This is a genomic window from Spirochaetales bacterium (assembly GCA_016930085.1).
Lineage (GTDB): Bacteria > Spirochaetota > Spirochaetia > SZUA-6 > JAFGRV01 > JAFGHO01.
The window spans coordinates 65,154-83,003 of the sequence record JAFGHO010000028.1 but is presented as its reverse complement, the minus strand read 5'-3'; the positions used below and the strand labels follow the sequence as shown (position 1 = coordinate 83,003).

At 48.6% G+C, this 17,850-nt stretch carries 14 protein-coding genes; 10 read left to right on the top strand and 4 right to left on the bottom strand.

Annotated elements, in window-relative coordinates:
* Positions 1–180 precede the first annotated feature (180 nt).
* The 5 genes from JW881_05365 to JW881_05345 all read left to right on the top strand — a co-directional run bounded on the left by JW881_05365 (position 181) and on the right by JW881_05345 (position 6,711).
* Positions 181–1,686: an ABC-F family ATP-binding cassette domain-containing protein gene (locus JW881_05365; protein ID MBN1696922.1), complete on the top strand. Its 1,506-nt coding sequence runs from the start codon at positions 181–183 to the stop codon at positions 1,684–1,686.
* Between the two features lie 421 nt (positions 1,687–2,107).
* Entirely contained in the window at positions 2,108–2,317 is a 210-nt protein-coding gene (locus tag JW881_05360; GenBank protein MBN1696921.1) for a ferredoxin family protein, read from the top strand.
* Between the two features lie 32 nt (positions 2,318–2,349).
* Positions 2,350–3,387 carry a 3-methyl-2-oxobutanoate dehydrogenase subunit VorB gene (gene vorB, locus JW881_05355; GenBank protein ID MBN1696920.1) on the top strand — a complete coding sequence of 346 codons (1,038 nt, stop codon included), beginning with the start codon at positions 2,350–2,352 and terminating at the stop codon, positions 3,385–3,387.
* Entirely contained in the window at positions 3,384–4,838 is a 1,455-nt protein-coding gene (locus JW881_05350) for a 2-oxoacid:acceptor oxidoreductase family protein (protein MBN1696919.1), read from the top strand. Before vorB ends, JW881_05350 begins: the two co-directional genes overlap by 4 nt.
* 292 nt (positions 4,839–5,130) lie before the next feature.
* Complete coding sequence (locus JW881_05345) at positions 5,131–6,711, top strand: hypothetical protein (GenBank protein MBN1696918.1); 1,581 nt, start codon at positions 5,131–5,133, stop codon at positions 6,709–6,711.
* 244 nt (positions 6,712–6,955) lie between these two features.
* Here JW881_05345 and JW881_05340 read toward each other — a convergent pair whose 3' ends face one another.
* Positions 6,956–7,363 carry a LysM peptidoglycan-binding domain-containing protein gene (locus JW881_05340; GenBank protein ID MBN1696917.1) on the bottom strand — a complete coding sequence of 136 codons (408 nt, stop codon included), beginning with the start codon at positions 7,361–7,363 and terminating at the stop codon, positions 6,956–6,958.
* Positions 7,364–7,604: 241 nt separating this feature from the next.
* On the opposite strand from JW881_05340, the gene JW881_05335 reads away from it, so the two are divergent.
* Positions 7,605–8,285: a hypothetical protein gene (locus tag JW881_05335; GenBank protein MBN1696916.1), complete on the top strand. Its 681-nt coding sequence runs from the start codon at positions 7,605–7,607 to the stop codon at positions 8,283–8,285.
* 102 nt (positions 8,286–8,387) lie between these two features.
* Here the strand turns inward: JW881_05335 and JW881_05330 are convergent, their stop codons facing one another.
* Positions 8,388–9,173, bottom strand: a complete 786-nt coding sequence (locus JW881_05330; protein ID MBN1696915.1) for a hypothetical protein — start codon at positions 9,171–9,173, stop codon at positions 8,388–8,390.
* Positions 9,174–9,382: 209 nt separating this feature from the next.
* Between JW881_05330 and JW881_05325 the strand changes: the two genes are divergently transcribed.
* Positions 9,383–10,801, top strand: coding sequence for a hypothetical protein (locus JW881_05325; protein MBN1696914.1), 1,419 nt, complete (start codon positions 9,383–9,385; stop codon positions 10,799–10,801).
* A gap of 111 nt (positions 10,802–10,912) precedes the next feature.
* Positions 10,913–11,719 (top strand): alpha/beta fold hydrolase, encoded by an 807-nt coding sequence (locus JW881_05320; protein MBN1696913.1) that lies wholly within the window; start codon positions 10,913–10,915, stop codon positions 11,717–11,719.
* A 101-nt stretch (positions 11,720–11,820) separates the two neighbouring features.
* Here JW881_05320 and aroF read toward each other — a convergent pair whose 3' ends face one another.
* Together aroF and JW881_05310 are read right to left on the bottom strand one after the other, a co-directional pair.
* Entirely contained in the window at positions 11,821–13,716 is a 1,896-nt protein-coding gene (aroF, locus tag JW881_05315; GenBank protein ID MBN1696912.1) for a 3-deoxy-7-phosphoheptulonate synthase, read from the bottom strand.
* A gap of 1,027 nt (positions 13,717–14,743) precedes the next feature.
* Positions 14,744–15,913, bottom strand: a complete 1,170-nt coding sequence (locus JW881_05310) for a VWA domain-containing protein (GenBank protein ID MBN1696911.1) — start codon at positions 15,911–15,913, stop codon at positions 14,744–14,746.
* Positions 15,914–16,120: 207 nt separating this feature from the next.
* Between JW881_05310 and JW881_05305 the strand changes: the two genes are divergently transcribed.
* Both JW881_05305 and JW881_05300 read left to right on the top strand, forming a co-directional pair.
* Positions 16,121–16,756, top strand: coding sequence for a TetR/AcrR family transcriptional regulator (locus JW881_05305; GenBank protein ID MBN1696910.1), 636 nt, complete (start codon positions 16,121–16,123; stop codon positions 16,754–16,756).
* A gap of 184 nt (positions 16,757–16,940) precedes the next feature.
* Positions 16,941–17,807, top strand: coding sequence for a nitroreductase family protein (locus tag JW881_05300; GenBank protein MBN1696909.1), 867 nt, complete (start codon positions 16,941–16,943; stop codon positions 17,805–17,807).
* The last annotated feature ends 43 nt before the right edge of the window (positions 17,808–17,850 follow it).

Sequence of the window (17,850 nt, the reverse complement as noted above, 5' to 3'; positions counted from 1 at the left end):
GAATGAGAAAGTAGCAAGGGATTACCGGGACAGACAATCATCCTCACACGACGATGAACGTATCGCTGTCCGCAATCCCTTCGACTTTCGGTTCCCGTGAATTTGTTCTGAATAGTGTCATTTGAACGAACGGCCGCGGTAATTCCGCGGCTTTTTTTTGGTGTGAAGGGGGGAAATACCGTGGCGCAGAAAACATTATCATTCCATCATGTCGATTTTTCCTATGAAACATCGCCGGAACCCCTGTTCGGGGACATTTCGTTCTCTGTCGCCGCCGGATGGACCGGCGTTATCGGCAGCAATGGGGCGGGAAAGACCACGCTTCTTTCCCTTGCGGCGGGAATCCTCTTCCCGTTATCCGGCTCGATCCAGGGGCCGCGGAACCGGCTTTACTGCGAACAGCGGACAGATGATCCCCCCCCGTTGTTCCGCGAGTTTCTGTTTTCTCCTGACAAGGAAGCCTGGAGGATCAAAACGCGGCTCGGCATCGAAGACGACTGGCCGGACAGATGGGAAACCCTGAGCCACGGTGAGCGGAAGCGGTCGCAGATCGGGGTCGCGTTGTGGAAAACCCCCGATGTCCTCGCCGTCGATGAGCCGGCAAATCACCTCGACCGTTCGGCGAGAAAGACCCTCATATCGGCATTGTCCCGGTACCGGGGGATCGGACTTATTGTGAGTCACGACAGGGAACTGCTTGATACCCTCACGGCGCAATGCCTTTTTCTCTATCCCGACGTGATAATAATCCGGCCGGGGGGGATCAGCAGGGGGATGGAACAGGAGGAACGTGAGGAAGAAACCGCGCGAAAGAAAAAGGTCCTTGCCGGGGAGCATTATAAACGGCTGAAACGGGAAGCGGCAAAGCGGAGGGAAAAGGCTTCGCGGCAGCAGAACCTCAGGTCGAAGCGGGGGCTTGCGCCAAAGGACCATGACGCCCGTTTCAGGAAGAATCTCGCCCGGCTTACCGGTAAGGACGGGGTCGGCGGGAAATTACTCAGGCAGATCGACGGCAGACTGAAACAGGCCGAAAAACGTGATGAGGATCTTTCCTGCAGAAAGCGGGAAAAGAGGGGGATAACCATTCATGGTTCATTTTCTCATCGGGATGTCCTGTTTCATCTTCCCCCGGCGACGCTTTCACTCGGTACAGTCAAACGGCTCGAGGTTCCCCGTCTCTTTATATACCCGCAGGACCGGATCGCCCTGATCGGGGACAACGGGACGGGGAAAAGTACCCTTATCCGCATGATTGTCTCCTCTCTTTCCTCTTCCGGCCTCCGGTTCCTCTATATCCCCCAGGAAATATCGAAAAAGCAGACTATCGGCCTGCTTTTTCGATTCGGGAAACTCCCGGATGATATCCGCGGCAGGGTGCTTGCGACCATAAGCAGACTCGGCTCGGTACCCGGCCGTTTGCTCGATACATACCTCTCGAGTCCCGGGGAATCGAGGAAGCTTATGCTCGCTTTGGGGCTGACGAATACGCCCGAACTCATCATCATGGATGAACCGACAAACCATATGGACATCGTTTCGGTCCGATGTCTTGAAACTTCCCTCACCGAATGCGGCTGCGCCCTCCTCCTCGCGAGTCATGACATGGCTTTTCTGGATCATCTGGCGGTGACATGCTGGCGGATCGACATGACGGAAAATGACAGGTACAGACTCGTCGGAAAATAGCGCGCGGTTATTGAAGGATTGCGCGCGATTATCGAAGGATTGCGCGCCGGTTTTGAAAAATAACGCAAATTTTTTTGTCATTATCATGAAAGACTGATGTAAAATTACTTTTAGCGGATTAAAACCATTGACAAACATTGCTTTTCTTGTTACATACTAACCTAAGTGATCAGGTTATCTTTGATAAATACCTTGTTTGTATGCGTATGGTTCGATTATTTAATGCGTATCGTTGGCTTGTTTCAAAACCCATTTTACAGTCTGACACGACGACAATTTCAACTATCATGTAATTTCTTTCAAACGCGGGAAATGCCAACGAACGGTTTTATTCCATGAGATGCATAAGAGCAAACGGAGATTTCCGAAAGGTGGTTCGGGAAACGGGTATCATGTTGAAAAAAGGAGGTGCCTTCGGCATATGGGACAGGTGGTGATAAAAAAACAGTTATGTAAAGGCTGCGGATACTGTGTCGAGGCTTGTCCGCGACACCTTCTCGAACAATCGGGAGAGATCAACTCCAACGGATACGAATATCCCGCGTACAAAGGGGACGGCTGTACGGGCTGCGGTTTCTGCTTTTATGCATGCCCGGAACTCGATGCGATCGAGGTCTACCCGGATCCGTGACGGTCCGGAAAACGATACGTTTGGATGGTGATATGGCACGATATTTTTTAAAGGGAAACGAAGCCGTGGTTGTCGGGGCGCTTGTTGCCGGGTGTGAATCCTTTTACGGCTATCCGATCACCCCGGCAAGTGAAATAGCCCATGCGGCATCGGAATACTTTCCGACGCTCGGCAGAACCTTTCTTCAGGCGGAAAGCGAACTCGCTTCTATTAATATGGTATACGGCGCGGCATCGACCGGACAGCGAACCATGACCGCATCTTCCAGTCCGGGAATCAGTCTCATGTGCGAAGGGATATCGTATATGGCCGGGTGCGAGCTTCCCTGTCTCGTCGTCGATATAATGAGGGCGGGCCCGGGCCTGGGCAATATCGGAGCCGAACAATCGGACTACAATCAGCTGACAAAGGGGGGCGGGCACGGCGATTATCTCACGATCGTCCTCGCGCCCAATTCGGTACAGGAAATGATCGATTTCGCGATCCTGGGTTTCGATCTCGCGGACAAATACAGAAATCCGGTCGTCATCGCTGCAGACGGCGTTATCGGGCAGATGATGGAATCGGTGAGCTTCCCTGAAGACTACACACCCCTCTATCAGGATAAACCGTGGGCGCTCACCGGAGATAAAAATTCGGAACGAAGGCTTCACACATCGATTTATATCGAAAACGACGAACTCGAAGCCCATAACATGAGGCTTCAGGAAAAATTCAGCCGGATGAAAGCCGCCGAGCAGCGGGCGGAGGAATATATGACGGAAGATGCCGAACTTCTCCTTGTCGGTTACGGGAGCGTGTCCAGGCAATTAAAGGCGGTGGTCAACAATGTCAGGCAAAGGGGCGTCAAGGCCGGGCTTTTCAGACCCGTCACCATCAGCCCGTTCCCCGCGGTCCGGCTTGAAAAATGCATCCGTGGAAAGAAAAGGATCGTCGTCGCCGAAATGAGCAGCGGTCAGCTTCATTACGATGTGAAGGCCCTGGTGGGGAATGATATCCCCATCTCCCTGATCGGCAAGCTCGGGGGAAACCTCATCGAAGAGGAATCAATTTTGAGAGAAGTACTATGAAAAAGATATTCAAAAAATCCGATGGTTTTTACGATACGTTTTTCCGAAAGCCGGGAGATGACAAGCAAAGCACGACCTACTGTTCCGGCTGCGGTCACGGCATTGTCCACAAGCTTGTCGCCGAGGCCCTCGTCGATCTCGATATGCTCGACAAGACAACCTTCATAAGTCCCGTCGGCTGTTCCGTTTTCGCCTACTATTATTTTAAATGCGGTAATATCGAAGCGGCCCACGGACGGGCCCCCGCGGTCGCGACGGGCATCAAACGCGCGCTTCCCGAAAGTTATGTCGTCAGTTATCAGGGCGACGGCGACCTCGCCGCAATCGGCACAGCGGAGATCATCCACGCGGCAAACCGCGGAGAAAACATCACCGTTATCTTTGTCAACAACGCGGTCTACGGTATGACGGGCGGGCAGATGGCCCCGACAACACTCATCGACCAGAAAACGACGACCACCCCGCGGGGCAGAAGCAGGGAGAACGAGGGCATGCCCATCAAGGTAGCCGAACTGATCGCGACGCTTCCGGCACCGGTGTATGTCGAACGGACGTCCCTTCACGATATTTCTCACATCATGAAAACGCGGCTCGCGATACGCAAGGCGCTCCGTTTCCAGAAAGAAGGCAAGGGGTTCACCCTGATCGAAGTACTCAGCCAGTGTCCGACCAACTGGAAGGTCAAACCCGATCAGGCGGGGGAGTGGATAAAAAAGCACATGCTTCCCTATTATGACCTTGGTGTTTTCCGCGATACTTCCAGGGAGGCCGAACAGAGGACGGGAGGGCCCATGAACAGAAAAGCTTCCGATCACCTCAAGCCGGGAAAACTCATGGAGAAAATCGGTATCAAGAGTGAATCCGAATCGCTTCACTCGAGTTTTTCGGAAAAAATGACGATCGACCATGAATTGAAGATCCGGATCGCGGGATTCGGTGGGCAGGGGGTGCTCTACCTGGGACAGATTCTCTGCCAGCTCGCGCTCAAGAACGAATACAGGGCGACATGGTTTCCGGCATACGGCCCCGCCATGCGGGGGGGGACGGCAAACTGTTCGGTCGTCCTGAGCAACAGGGAAATCGCCAGTCCGATTTTTTCGATGTCCGATATCCTCGTGGCCATGAATCAGCCGTCGTTCGATAAATTCAGCCCCTTCGTTTCGCCGGACGGCTACCTCTTTTGCAACAGCTCCATTATCAGTGTGGAGCCGGATTATGAAGCCGAATTGCGGGATAGACGGATCAAACTTGTTTCCATCGAGGCCACCTCGCTGGCCGAAGAAGCTGGATTCAGTTTCTCCTCGAATATCGTCATACTCGGTAAAATCCTGAAAACGCTTCCCTATTTTCACAAGGAAGACGTCTTTTCACTTATCAAACGGAAATTCAGAAACAAGGAAAAACTCATTCAGTTCAATGTGAAGGCCTTTACCCTCGGGTTTGAAGCGTGATGTGATTCGACAATACGAACCGCCGGTACACTCCTTTAGAGGGCCGGACCGCAACTTGTTCCATGCTGTTTTTCTTCATCTCGCACGCTGTTCGACATTTAAAACGATCATGAAACGGCGAATTCCGGTTCTGCAATATCACCCGCCGGTGATGAATACGTGAAAGCGTATTTTACCGGGATACAAAGTACGGGATGATCACCTGATTTTTAATTTGCACTATCGCAATATACATGATATAATAAATACCTCATAAAATTTAAAAAGGTAAATTAAAAGAAAGGAGAAATCAATGAAACACAAGGTTACATGGCTTTTTACCGTGGTAGGAATGATTCTTCTCTGCTCACTTGTTTCGGCCCAGGAAACATGTGAAAAATACGGTATCATTTCAGTGGCTGGCGGTGAATACAGCCTTGCCAACAATGTCTGGGGGGCCGATACCAGGCAGTGTATACGGTCCAACGGATCGACCGGCTTCACCGTCTCCGTGTCCGAACACAACCAGGGCTCGGTCGCCGCCTATCCTTCCATCTGGAAAGGCTGCCACTGGGGCGATTGCACGAGCGGCAGCGGACTGCCGAGGCGCGTCAGCGAGATCGGCAGCGCGAGTTACAATTTCAGCGTCAGCAGTACCCGGCCCGAAGGCGACTACAATGTCGCGGCCGAATGCTGGCTGAGTCCGAACGAGGACTCGAGCGACGGCTACAACAATGGCGCCGAAATCATGATCGTCCTCGACTACAGGAACATGTATCCGGCGGGATCGCAGGTCGGAACATTCAACGGTCATGCCGTCTATTATGCCAGCGTCGGCTGGAATTTCGTCACCTATGTGCTGACGGGAAGAAACTCGGCAAGCGGGAATTTCATGGACTTCATCAATGACGCGATCTCCCGCGGATACGCGGAACGTTCATGGTACCTCCACGACATGGAGGCGGGATTCGAGATTATGAGGGGCGGTCAGGGACTCACCTGCAACTCGTTCTCGTTCTCCGTCGGTGGAGGCGGGGGGGGCGGTATTACTACCACTTCGACCGGAACGACCTCCTCGACGAGAACGACGACTTCGACCGGCGGAAGCGGCGGCGGCACCCTCGGCTGCGGTACCTGTAACTGGTACGGGACCGATACCCCGATCTGCTGCAATACGACAAGCGGCTGGGGCTGGGAGAACAACACGAGCTGTGTTTCGCTGAGTACCTGCGAAGGGGCGGGCCAGACCGTGACCGGCGGAAGCGGCGGGGGAACAACGGTAACCAATCCGCCGACACCGGTACCGACGAATCCTCCGACGCCGGCACCGACGAATCCTCCCGCCCAGAGCACCAACCCGCCCGCGCAGACAAATCCCCCGTCCGGGGGCGGCGGCACCCTCGGCTGCGGCACCTGCAACTGGTACGGAAGGGATTATCCTGTCTGCTGTAACACCACAAGCGGCTGGGGCTGGGAAAACAACATGAGTTGTATTTCCGAGAGTACATGCCGGAACGCCGGGCAGACCGTGACCGGCGGAACGGGCGGCGGAAGCGCGTCGACCACGACGACCTCGAACAGGATTTCCTCCACAACGACCTCGACGGGCGGATCGACCGGCGGGGCCTCAGGATGTACCTGCGACGCGGGCTGCGACTCCAGAACGAGTATTTCCGCCGGTTTTACTAAAAACGGCGCGGGTGAGTTTTGCTGGGAAGCATCTTCGTTGGGCAGATTTATCAATTCATGGAATGTCGATGTGCTAGAGATCAATGGCGTCGATGTGACCAACAAGTATACGAATGCCTCGAGCCTGCCCGCTCAGATAAACGGACAATATTATATCTATTACAAGGCAAGCCTCAGCTGGGCCCATTTTGAAGCGAGTAATTAATTACCGTTTCATGTAGAAAATGTGAAGGGCTGCCGGAGAAAGACCGGCAGCCCTTTTTTATCAATGTCCCGTTGCGGGATTATCCGTCTTTATCAAACCGGATTCCTCAGGATGCGGTTTATGCCTGCCGTCCTTTACTGCAGCGGACTCAATACTCCAATGTACGGGTATCGTTGGACATGTATGTATTACGCCTTATCTGCGGGATGTGGATATCGTGAGAAAGACAATCAGGCGTTTTTTGTTATTTCTGTTTCTTTACCGGAATATAGATGATCTGGCCTTCGTAAATGTAATTGAGATTATAAATGCCGTTCAGGGAGGCGATTTCATAGATACTCACTCCGAACCGGCGGGCAATGTCGTGAAGATAATCTCCCCATTTAACCGTATAGACATATGCTTCGATATATTCACCCCGTGGAATCCAGAGTTTCCGGCCCACATAGATCCTGTTCCAGTTTGTGATGTTGTTGGTCTGGGCAAGGATCTCCGGATTGATATTGTATCGTGATGCAATTCCCAAAAAGGTTTCCCCCCATGTGATTGTATGCCATCTCCCGTTTTTCGCGTCCGTTTCTGCAAAACAAAGACCGGCGGTTATGAGAAGCACGATGACAATCATCGGCAGGGTAATGATCTTTTTATTCATACAGGCCATCCTTTGCCGTCAGGCATCATGGAAGCATGAAATAGGGCGGTCGGATTAGTTACAGATATCTGAACCATGAATTTCATACTCCCTTATATTCCTATATTATGCCAATATTGATTTTATTTCAATAAAAAATTCAGACCGATCTCATCGTCCGAACCGTATCTATTGTGAACGTATGGTATATTATTGATCGATGACTCTTTTTTGTTTTACATGAATCATGTACACTGTATCCATGACGAGGTTAACGGAAAAAAGGCCGCATGTATTCATCCTCGCTATCGGATATATCCTGTCGATGTTTGCGGGTGCCGCGGGTGCGATCATGGGGCTTTATGTATTAATCAAATACAGGCATGGTGAGGTCGACCATGGGCGGGGAATGCTTTTTCTTTCGTTTGTGTCACTCCTTTCATTTGTCTTGTATTATTTCATCATTGTTCATTTTTTTGAGATCCGGGAACTCTATATCGTTTTGAGTCCCGTTTCCCTCTTTTGTTTCGGCCTTTTTCGGATACTGCAAAAAGAAAGACAAAAAAGGGAGAATAACGGGGCCGTGGTACGGCACGATTTCGAACATTATTTGACCGTATTCGTGGGGATGTATCCATTTATTGTCGGTATATGGGGACTCATCGTTATTCTGTTCAAACTCGATCTGTTTCCGTCATGGCCCCTCCGGTATGGTCTGCGCCTTGCGGGATGCCTGCTCAATACGGCTATCGGCTGTCTTTCACTTTTGCGTTTACCGATCATGAAGCGGCAGGACAAGAAGAAGGCGGATTCGGGAGCAACAAGGACAGGTTTTCCGGGCGAAGTATTCTTTTCCGGAACATGGCCCGCTTTCTTCCTTATTTTTACCGGTATCCTGATTATGATTTATGAACTGGTTCTCTCGTATTATATCCTGCTTTGATGTTGCGGTCTCATGGTATCACCGGCCGGTTTTTTCGATCCGGCGCATGGTGACAATAAGGACGTACCGTATTAACTGAAATCAGGCCCCAAATAGCGGTTTTCATCTATCGGCTGTATCCATGGCCGGGAGCTTTTTTTCATGCGGGATTATAAGCGTTTCTTTTTGATCCACATAGAAAGTGTATGCAACGCCTGATGAAAGCCGGAAAAGCCGGTGATATCCATATGGAAATTGTTCGGTCAGCAATCGGCCTTGTTCAACGCGGTAAAGAGGTGAAAAGGGGCTTTCGGTAAACCAGTCGCCTTCTCCCGGATCCAGGGCGATCTCTCTGCATGGAAGTCTTTTTATCGACCGGATGCTGAATTGCTTCGCGGTCAGGCTTTGTGCGAGTCCCGAATAGTCGAGGTTCCAGAAATCGCCTCCTGATATTTCTTCCAATTCCTTTTGCAGCCGTATTACATTCAGTGCGGACATGTCTTCACCCAGCGCCATACATTCCATGAGAAGAGACGAAATAAAGCCCTTTTCCCAGGTCAATACTACCGACAGCGACACCGGATTATCGATATCATGGGGATATAAGGCCCCGGCCGGGGGTAGGGGAATACCATCGGCCATTGGAAAAGCGAGGATCGGGCTATTCCGCAGCTTGCGGACAGGTATCGCGATCTCCCAATCGGTATTATCTGTGACAATACTTTTGTGTTTCCCATCGGTATCAAAATACCGGATCTCACAGACAAGGGAACGAAAGGTGTCCTTCCACTGTCGGGGCGGGTCTTCCATGCGGCAGGTCAGCACGCAGGATGAAGAGAAGAGATCACAACCAATTAAAAGGAGGATGCCCGAGATACAGGCTAAAATTATATATATTTTTCTCATCATAACCTATATAACGCCTTATTTTGTCTTTCTGCATTGAATTTTTTTATCAATCGTTGATAGTTTGTATATTTTCTTCTATAATTGTTACTGTACGTATGATCGATTTTTCCGGATTTTAAATAAAATTGACTGAAAGCTTAATTTCATAGTGAAATAAGGCCGAAAATGAAATTAAAGAGCGGGAGAGGGACACCTTCGGATACAGATGTATGAGTGATGCCGAAAATTTTATCGATCAATTAGAGCAGACTCTGATAAAAAAAAGGGAATATATCGAGGTGGCAAATCTTCCCCGATTGAAAGAACATCTCGGCTTTTTTCAGACGTATTTCCAGAATGTCTACAATATTCTCATACGGAAGGCACTCCTTCAGGAAGACCCGTATAAGGGAGAGGAAAAAATATCGGAAGTTACCGTACCTTCTTCGGATCCGCCGCTTGATTCTGGAACACAGGATCAGATGAGTCATCGTATTTGCGCATATCATACCCAACTCGAGTTCCTTAACAACTATTATCAACTGAGTCTCGATTTTCTCGATCTCCGGAGGGTCAAACGTATTACCGAACTCATGAAGTATATCAACTGGATGCAGCTTACCCCAACCTCGACGGATCCCCCCACGAGGTTTATCGGCGAAGCGCTTCATAAAATAAAAATGGGATCGGATAAAATATCGATTCAGATCATCGTCGATTCTTCCATACAGCTCGATAAGCATCTGCGGGTAATCTACGGTCTGCTCGAGGAACTCATCCTCCTTCTCAGGGAAATGTACAAACTGGAAGTGAGAAAACTCGTCCTGCCGAACATCGAAGAGGACCTCAGGCTTCTGATCAGCAATCCGGACAGTGCGATAAAGGCGGTAAAAAGCATTTTCCCCAAATATATCGCGAAAAAACCCTTTTACCCCGAACTCATCAAGGAAATTTTCCAGGAGGATTATTCGGAGCGCGGGGTGGACCTCAAACGGACATTGCTTTCGCGGCTCGAGGTGAAAGAGAAAAAGGCGAAAAAGAAAAAAAAGGTGGTGCAATACAAGCCGATTATTCTCCAGGGCTTGAGGATCATAGCCGGTGCATGTTTTCACATCAAGGATGCGATTACAAAGCTGAATGAAAACCAGGAAACGTATGAAAGCAGGAAAATGGGAATCGGTGAACGGATTTTGCGATGGCTCAGGAAACTAATTCGCGGCAAGGATGATTCCCAGATGTACGATATCGAATTTTTCGATGTCACCACATCGACGACAAAGAGAGAAAAACTCAATTTTGCCGCTTTTATCGAAGATCTCGAAAATCAGGTCAAATTCTATACCGCACTGGCAAACAAGGCCAGCTCCACATATCAGAAATACGAGGCGGCGACTGAGGAGAAATTATACGAAGTACTCAACAGGAACCTGGCGAATCTCCATGTCATTCACCGGCGTTTCTCGGGACTCAATGATTTTTTTCGAAATGAAATACCAAAAGCAAAACGGAATAAAATCAGGGGACTCAATCTCGAGATCAATGCAGTGAAGAACAGTATTATCAAAGCAAACAAGAAAAAACATGAATATGTTTCCGCCATCGAAGAACGTGAACAAATGAAACGCCTTGGAATAAAAACGGAAGAATGATAAAAACCGCATCTTCAGCCCGGGCACGCTTTGTACGATATGGTGATAATTTTTTACGGATTAAGCGCGGATTCATACAATACGACAATATCCGGATAATCGGAGGAAAAAATGAAACAGGTAAAAATCGTTTTTTATATTGTTGCGTTAATTTTTTGTGCAGCCGCATTGTGCGGGGCACAGCCTGAACCCGAACATTTTGTTCTCGTTCACGGTGCGTGGCACGGCGCATGGTGCTGGTATAAACTGGCGGTCATGCTGGAAGAAGACGGACATACCGTCACCCTCATCGATCTACCCGGTCACGGGATCGACTCAAGCGATCCGGCAGACGTCACCCTGGATGATTACAGAGACAGGATTACCGGTGTGCTGGATTCCATTCCCGAGGAAGTGATTCTGGTCGGTCATAGTATGGGGGGGATCGCGATTTCGGCGGCAGCGGAATCCCGGCCTACCGATATCAAAAAACTGATCTATCTTTCGGCTTTCCTGCTGCAAAGCGGTCAATCCATGCTCGATATTGCTTTGCAGGATACCGGCTCACATGTGCTGCCGAATCTTATTATTCTCCCGGAAGAAGGCATTATCGACATCAACAGGGAAAACCTTGTCGATATGTTTTACCAGCTTTCACCCGCAGAAGATGTCAGTCTCGCCCGGACGGTGTTGAAACCCAATCCGATCGCGCCGTTTTCCACCCCGCTCATCGTTACCGAGCCGAATTACGGCAGCGTCGAACGCTTTTATATCTTTACACTGGAGGACAATGCCATCACTTATCCGATTCAGCAGATGATGGTTGCGGCCTCTCCGTGCAGGGCTGTATTTGTTCTGGACACCGATCATTCATCCTTTTTTTCGGAGCCCAAAAATCTCATCAAAGTGATCGACGATATTCTTCTGGAAAAATATTGAACGGCACGGTCTTGCCGGCTTTAGTGAAAAGGCTGTCTTCGCGGATTTTTACGTGGAACGGGATGCTTTTTTCCATTCCCGATCAAGCAGCGGACCATTGGCTACACCGTATACATTCCAAGCAATCGGAACTCATCCGTTTCTTTCCTGAGTATTTCGATTGTCTCGTTGAATCGCGAGATGTCTTCCGGTACCTCGACATCCACATAAAACATGTACTCCCATGGTTTGCCCGGGATTGGCCGGGATTCGAGTTTTTTCATATTAATCGATTTTTCCGTCAGGTTGCGAAGCACATAAAACAACGCGCCCGGTTTGTCCAGGGTCGAAAAGACAAACGATGCCTTTTCCGGTTTATCTACTTTTGCCGCTTCTTCACGCGCGATCACGACGAAGCGCGTATAGTTCCGGGCGTTGGTTTCAACACTTTCCTTGAGGACGTTCATGCCGTATACCTTTGCGGCTTCTTCACTCGCAATTGCTGAGTTTTCCTTTTTCCCTTCCCGTGCGATAAAGGCGACGGAGCCCGCAGTGTCGTAGTACGCGACCTTTTCCCAGTGAGGATACTTTTCTAGATATTTCGAACACTGGGTGAGTCCCTGGGGGTGTGAATACACCCGTTTTATTTCTTCGATTACTGCGCCGGGAAGCGCGATAAGATTATGAACGATTCTGATTATTTTCTCTCCGATTATTCGGATATCCGGAAACTGGAGAAGGAGATCGAAGTTCTGGTGGATCGAGCCGGAGAGGGAATTTTCGAGGGGGACGACACCGAAACGGCTTTTCCCTTCGAGAACTGAATTGAAGACATCCCGGAACTCCGTACAGGGGAGAAGTTCTACTTCTTCGTCGAAGTAGCTGTAAATCGCCTTTTCACTGAATGCGCCCCGTTCGCCCTGAAAGGAGACCATTGGTTTCCCTGTGTCTTTGATCTTTTTGTCTTTTTTCCTTATTGCATACGCGGCCGATCGTTCGGGAAGTCTGGCTATTTCCTTTCCGATAACGGGGGCAAGTGCTTCGATATCGCGCATGAGTTTTTCGAATTGTTCGGGATAAAGCGACTGTGGACCGTCCGAAAGAGCATTTTCCGGGTCCGGGTGAACTTCGACGACGATACCGTCCGAGCCCGCCGCAACGGCGGCAAGTGCCATGGGACTCACCTTTTCACGGATACCCGTCCCGTGAGAAGGATCCACGACGATCGGCAAATGGCTTAATTTCTTGACAACCGGAATGGCCGAAATATCGAGAGTATTTCTTGTGTAGGTTTCAAAAGTACGGATTCCCCGCTCGCAGAGAATCACTTCTTCCCCCCCATGGGCAAGGAGGTATTCGGCTGACATGAGGAGTTCCTGGATGGTCGCGGCAAAACCGCGTTTTATCATGATCGGTTTGTTGATCGACCCGAGGCGTTTCAATAACTCGAAGTTCTGCATATTACGCGCGCCAACCTGGATGATATCGGCATATTCCTTCATCAATTCGACTTGTTCATGTGAAACAATCTCCGAGATAACCGGCATGCCGGTTGCCTCGCCGGCCTCCTTTAGGTATTTCAAGCCGGTTTCGGCAAGGCCCTGGAAGGCGTATGGTGAAGAACGGGGCTTATATGCACCGCCTCTGAGTATCACGGCACCGGATTCCTTGACGCAATGGGCGGTTTCGAGTATCTGTTCGCGGGACTCGACCGCGCAAGGGCCGGCTATGATAACGATTCGTTTTCCGCCGATCTTTATTGGTCCGATGGGAATTACCGTATCGTCTTTTTTAAACTCCCGTGATGCGAGTTTATATGGTTTCGATATGGGAATGACACGTGAGACACCGGGAAGAAGCTCCACCTCCCTTATATCGATGCTTACGACACCCACCGCGCCGAAAATAGTCTCTTCTTCTCCTACGATTTCCCGGATAATGAACCCTTTTTTCTCGAGAAAACTCTTTATCGAGTTTTTATCTTTTTCAGTAATGCCGTGTTCCAATACGATAACCATGATAACAACTATTACCCAGCTTCGTCGTTATGTCAAGAGAGGGGAGACAGGGAAATGAATGGTAACGGAGTGTACGGTATACATCAATGACAAAATAGAGGCGGTGATAAAATCGCTATATGACAAAATCCGGTGTATAGGAAAATAAGGATATAACGCTGCTGTAAATAGTCACTCATCGTGAGGGGCAGGGGAAAGAATTTTTCGGGCTTTGAGGTTAATGTGTCGATTAATTCGATGTATCATGCACGGTTTTTATCTTTTGTCCGGCTGGGATGTATGAGGGTGTAAAGGGGGTTGGGTAGTGTTTTTTTAAAGACGAAGTATCCAAAAAGGTGAATAATGACTCGTATACATGGAAATCAACCTATTTCGACCCGGTAAATGTTGAATTATCCTATACAATTGTCGTAAATTCTTTCGTGACTGTATACTTTTCTCCTCAATTCTCCATTGCTTAAATCTTTTTTTAAATTCTTCGATCACCTTATTTCCATATTTCTCCACCATCACCAAGAACAACTCCAACAATCCCCTCACCAACTGTGCGATACTAAAACAATTCAAATCAGCATGCAGCAGCTTTATCTTTCGATACATATCCTCAGGGAAATACGCATGTACGTGTTTCCGGCTTTCATCCGGATTGTGTGAGACCGATTGATATCGGCTCATTCGTTGCCTCCCCCATTTGTGCTTCTTTACGATCAAAGGATCGACGAAAGATATGATCCCGGCAATCACACCGGATAACGATCTCCTTGAGCCGAACAAATTCAGGTTTAGCAGTTTCTCTTTCATTAAATCCGTTATAACAAAATGGAATTCATGTAGACCCGACTTTATCATGTGACTCTCCTTATTGTTTTTATTCTCTTATATTCTATAACGCTAAAAAATTGCGCGTTGCTTTGAATTTATTTTTTAAGGTGAAAAAAAAATAAGTCAGGAAAGCCCCTTGACAGGCAGGGCAGCGGACTGTCTCCGCTGCCCCGAAATGCCGGCTTCAGCAACAATCGATATCATGTTATTTATTAATGGCATATCCCTTTTTTTCAGCCTGTTCTTCGAGTACATTCATCAAGGCATTGCCCAATGTGTCGTCTTTCTCCAGTTCACCGCTTGTTTTCCTTACATATGCTTCCCGTTCCTTGTATAAAAAACGAATTTTCTTTTGTATCTCGTTCCTTTCCTCGCTTTTTGCCTTTATATATGCTTCCCTTTCATGAAGGGTCATCGTTCTCATTTGTTCGGGAAGTTCGTTATCGGCAATTTCCTTTAACTGGACGGAAGTATCCCGGAGTGCGTCGACGAGATCCCATGAACTGTTCAGGTAATTTGACGTGGATTTCGCCGCGGCACGTTTGACAAGGTTCTCGTTGTTCACCGACAGGGCGTTTGTATCCTGGGCTGTCTGACGGACCATCAGCGTCTCTCCCCCCTCTCCATATGGAATATACGTATTATTCAACGCTTCATTCAGCCTGGCGATTTCCTCATCCTGCGGGGCATCGATAGCGACGACCACCTGATTATGATCGATAGTCATATATTGTCCGCCCCCCCGGACCGCACCGTCATACCAGAATTCCCGGATTCCTTCTTCACGGTTACCGCAATGTATAGTGTTAACGGTAATACCGCGTTCTGAAGCGGTGGCGCAGGCCGATTTATAATCAACGCTTCCCTGGGTGAACGGTTCATTGCCGGCTATGAAAATAAGTTTCAAGTCATCATCGTTGTCACTCCACGGCAGTTCCGCAAGTGCACGTTCGATTACCATGCCGCAGTATTCATCGCCTCCGTTTGTAGTAAGCCTGAAAAGCTCTTCGTAGATATGGTCCAGATCGCGGCTTAACGGGACGATCTGTCTGATGTGCCCCTCCCATGTGGATATTGATTGTTTGCCGTATTCGTAGAGGGAAACATATAATGCCGGTGTTTTTCCGTCTTTTTGTGTCTCGGACAATTCGTTTACGATGTTCCAGAGACAGGCTTTCGCCTGATCGATGAGCCCGCTCATACTTCCGCTTGTATCGAGGAGTACGGCAAGCTGGATCGCCGGTCCGTCATGGCCGGCCGCGATACCTGCTTCAATGTCCGCGCGCGCGGTTGTGAAATCGGCAAACAACAACAAAATGGTTATCACAAAAACGCCAAGGGTTACAAAAAAAGCATACCTGTATATTCTTTTCATAATGTCCTCCTGTTCACAATATAAGGCAATACCAATGTACCGATGTCACACCGATGTAAAAGCTTTGTAAAAAAAGTGTAAATTGGTAATATCAATCTTGTTCCAAAACAGGCTTGAATCTATCCGAACAAATTCTCAATTTTTCTATTGACAGGATCCGGGAAGAAGTGTATATTATAATTAATTAAACGGTTAGTTAATTTTAGTATGGGAAAGAATAAAGAGGAATCAAAAAATCGTATTCTCACCGCCGCAATGCGACTGTTTGCGGAAAAAGGGTATGACGGTGCGTGTATGGATGAAATAGCCCGCAAGGCAAAAGTCAATAAAGCACTGATATATTATTACTTTAAAAGTAAAAAGGCAGTGTTGAATGAGTTGTTCAGTACTTTTTTCAGGGAATCGACAGAGTTGCTTTTACGTTTTATCGAACGGGGGGGATTCAAGGAAAATGCGGAAGAGAACAAACGGCTGTTCGATGCCGAATATTCAACATATCTGGAAACAAACAGGGATATTTTGAAGATACTTGTCGCCGAATCGCTGAAAAGTAATATCAGGGATGTGCCGTTATTCAAGCTTGTCGATGTGGGCGGCAATGTCGATGATGAAAAGATCAATAAAATAAAGGAACGGGTTAATATACCTCATTATACACAACAACAGATGTATGTGACGGAGTTTTTTACCGGAGTCATACCGTTTGTCTGCTATATTGTCTTCAAGGAGAAGTGGTGTGATTATTTCCATATTACAAAAGAAGAGCTGGCGAAGTATTTCGATGCCGCCATGGAAGCGACACATGAACGGCATCACAGGAATATGGAAGAAGGGAAGGGGTAATTTTTTTTGGAAAGTAATAGACTAAATGGCTAGTTAGTATTGTCGTGACCCGGAAGCGGGCATACGGTAGAGGCTGGTAGTGGATAACGGAAGCCGTCGGCAATATCGAGTAATGTGAGGGTAAAAGAAGCCGGATAGAACCGGTTTTTCAGAAAATGTCGGTATAAAAGATATGGAGGTGATTATGAAAATTACGGGAATCGACACGACTAAATGTTCCGTCTGCGGTATTTGCATCCGGGAGTGTGTCGCAGGATTGTATTCACTCAATGGAAAAGAAGGGGTAGCGTACCGCGATCCGAACAGTTGGTGCACGGGATGCGGTCATTGCGTTTCCGCTTGTCCGGAGAATGCGATTACGTATTCCGACCGTGAGAAGGCACGGGAGTATACGGATGGAGCCGTGTCGTTTGAACATGCTTTCGATTTTATTTTGTCGAAACGCTCTATGCGGAAATATCGGGAAAAGGACATCCCGAAACATGATATTGATAAGATACTTGATGTCATGAGGCATGCGCCGAGCGGACACAATGAGCAACCGTGCGAGTATGTGGTGGTCAAAAGGGAAACAATCAAAAAGATGCTTCTGGATGAAACGATCGCGTCGTTACGTTTGTTCAGACGATTGATGAAGATACATATTCTTTTAAAGCCGTTCGTTCCCCGTTCTCTGTATCGACTGCTTTCGGATCACAGTACCCTTTTGGGACTCGAAGCCCTTATTGATCAATATGAAGCCGGTGGGGATCCGATCTTTTATCAAGCGCCGGTGATCGTCCTTGTCCATGTGCCGGATGCCGGGCGTATGTCGTATGTCGATCCCGCGATCTCGGTTACCTACGGGATGCTTGCCGCACACTCACTCGGATTGGGAAGTTGCTGGATGGGATTTACGATGATGGCGGTCGACCGAAACAGGCGGGTGATGAGGCGACTCAATATTTCAGAAAACAGGCTGATTGCAGGGGTGATGACACTCGGATATCCCGTTCACCGTTATTATCGCCTGCCGGTACGCCGGGAAGTCAGGGCTGTATGGTTTGAGTAGACGGTACGGCCGTTTTTAATGGAAAAGAATGACGGCTGTATAT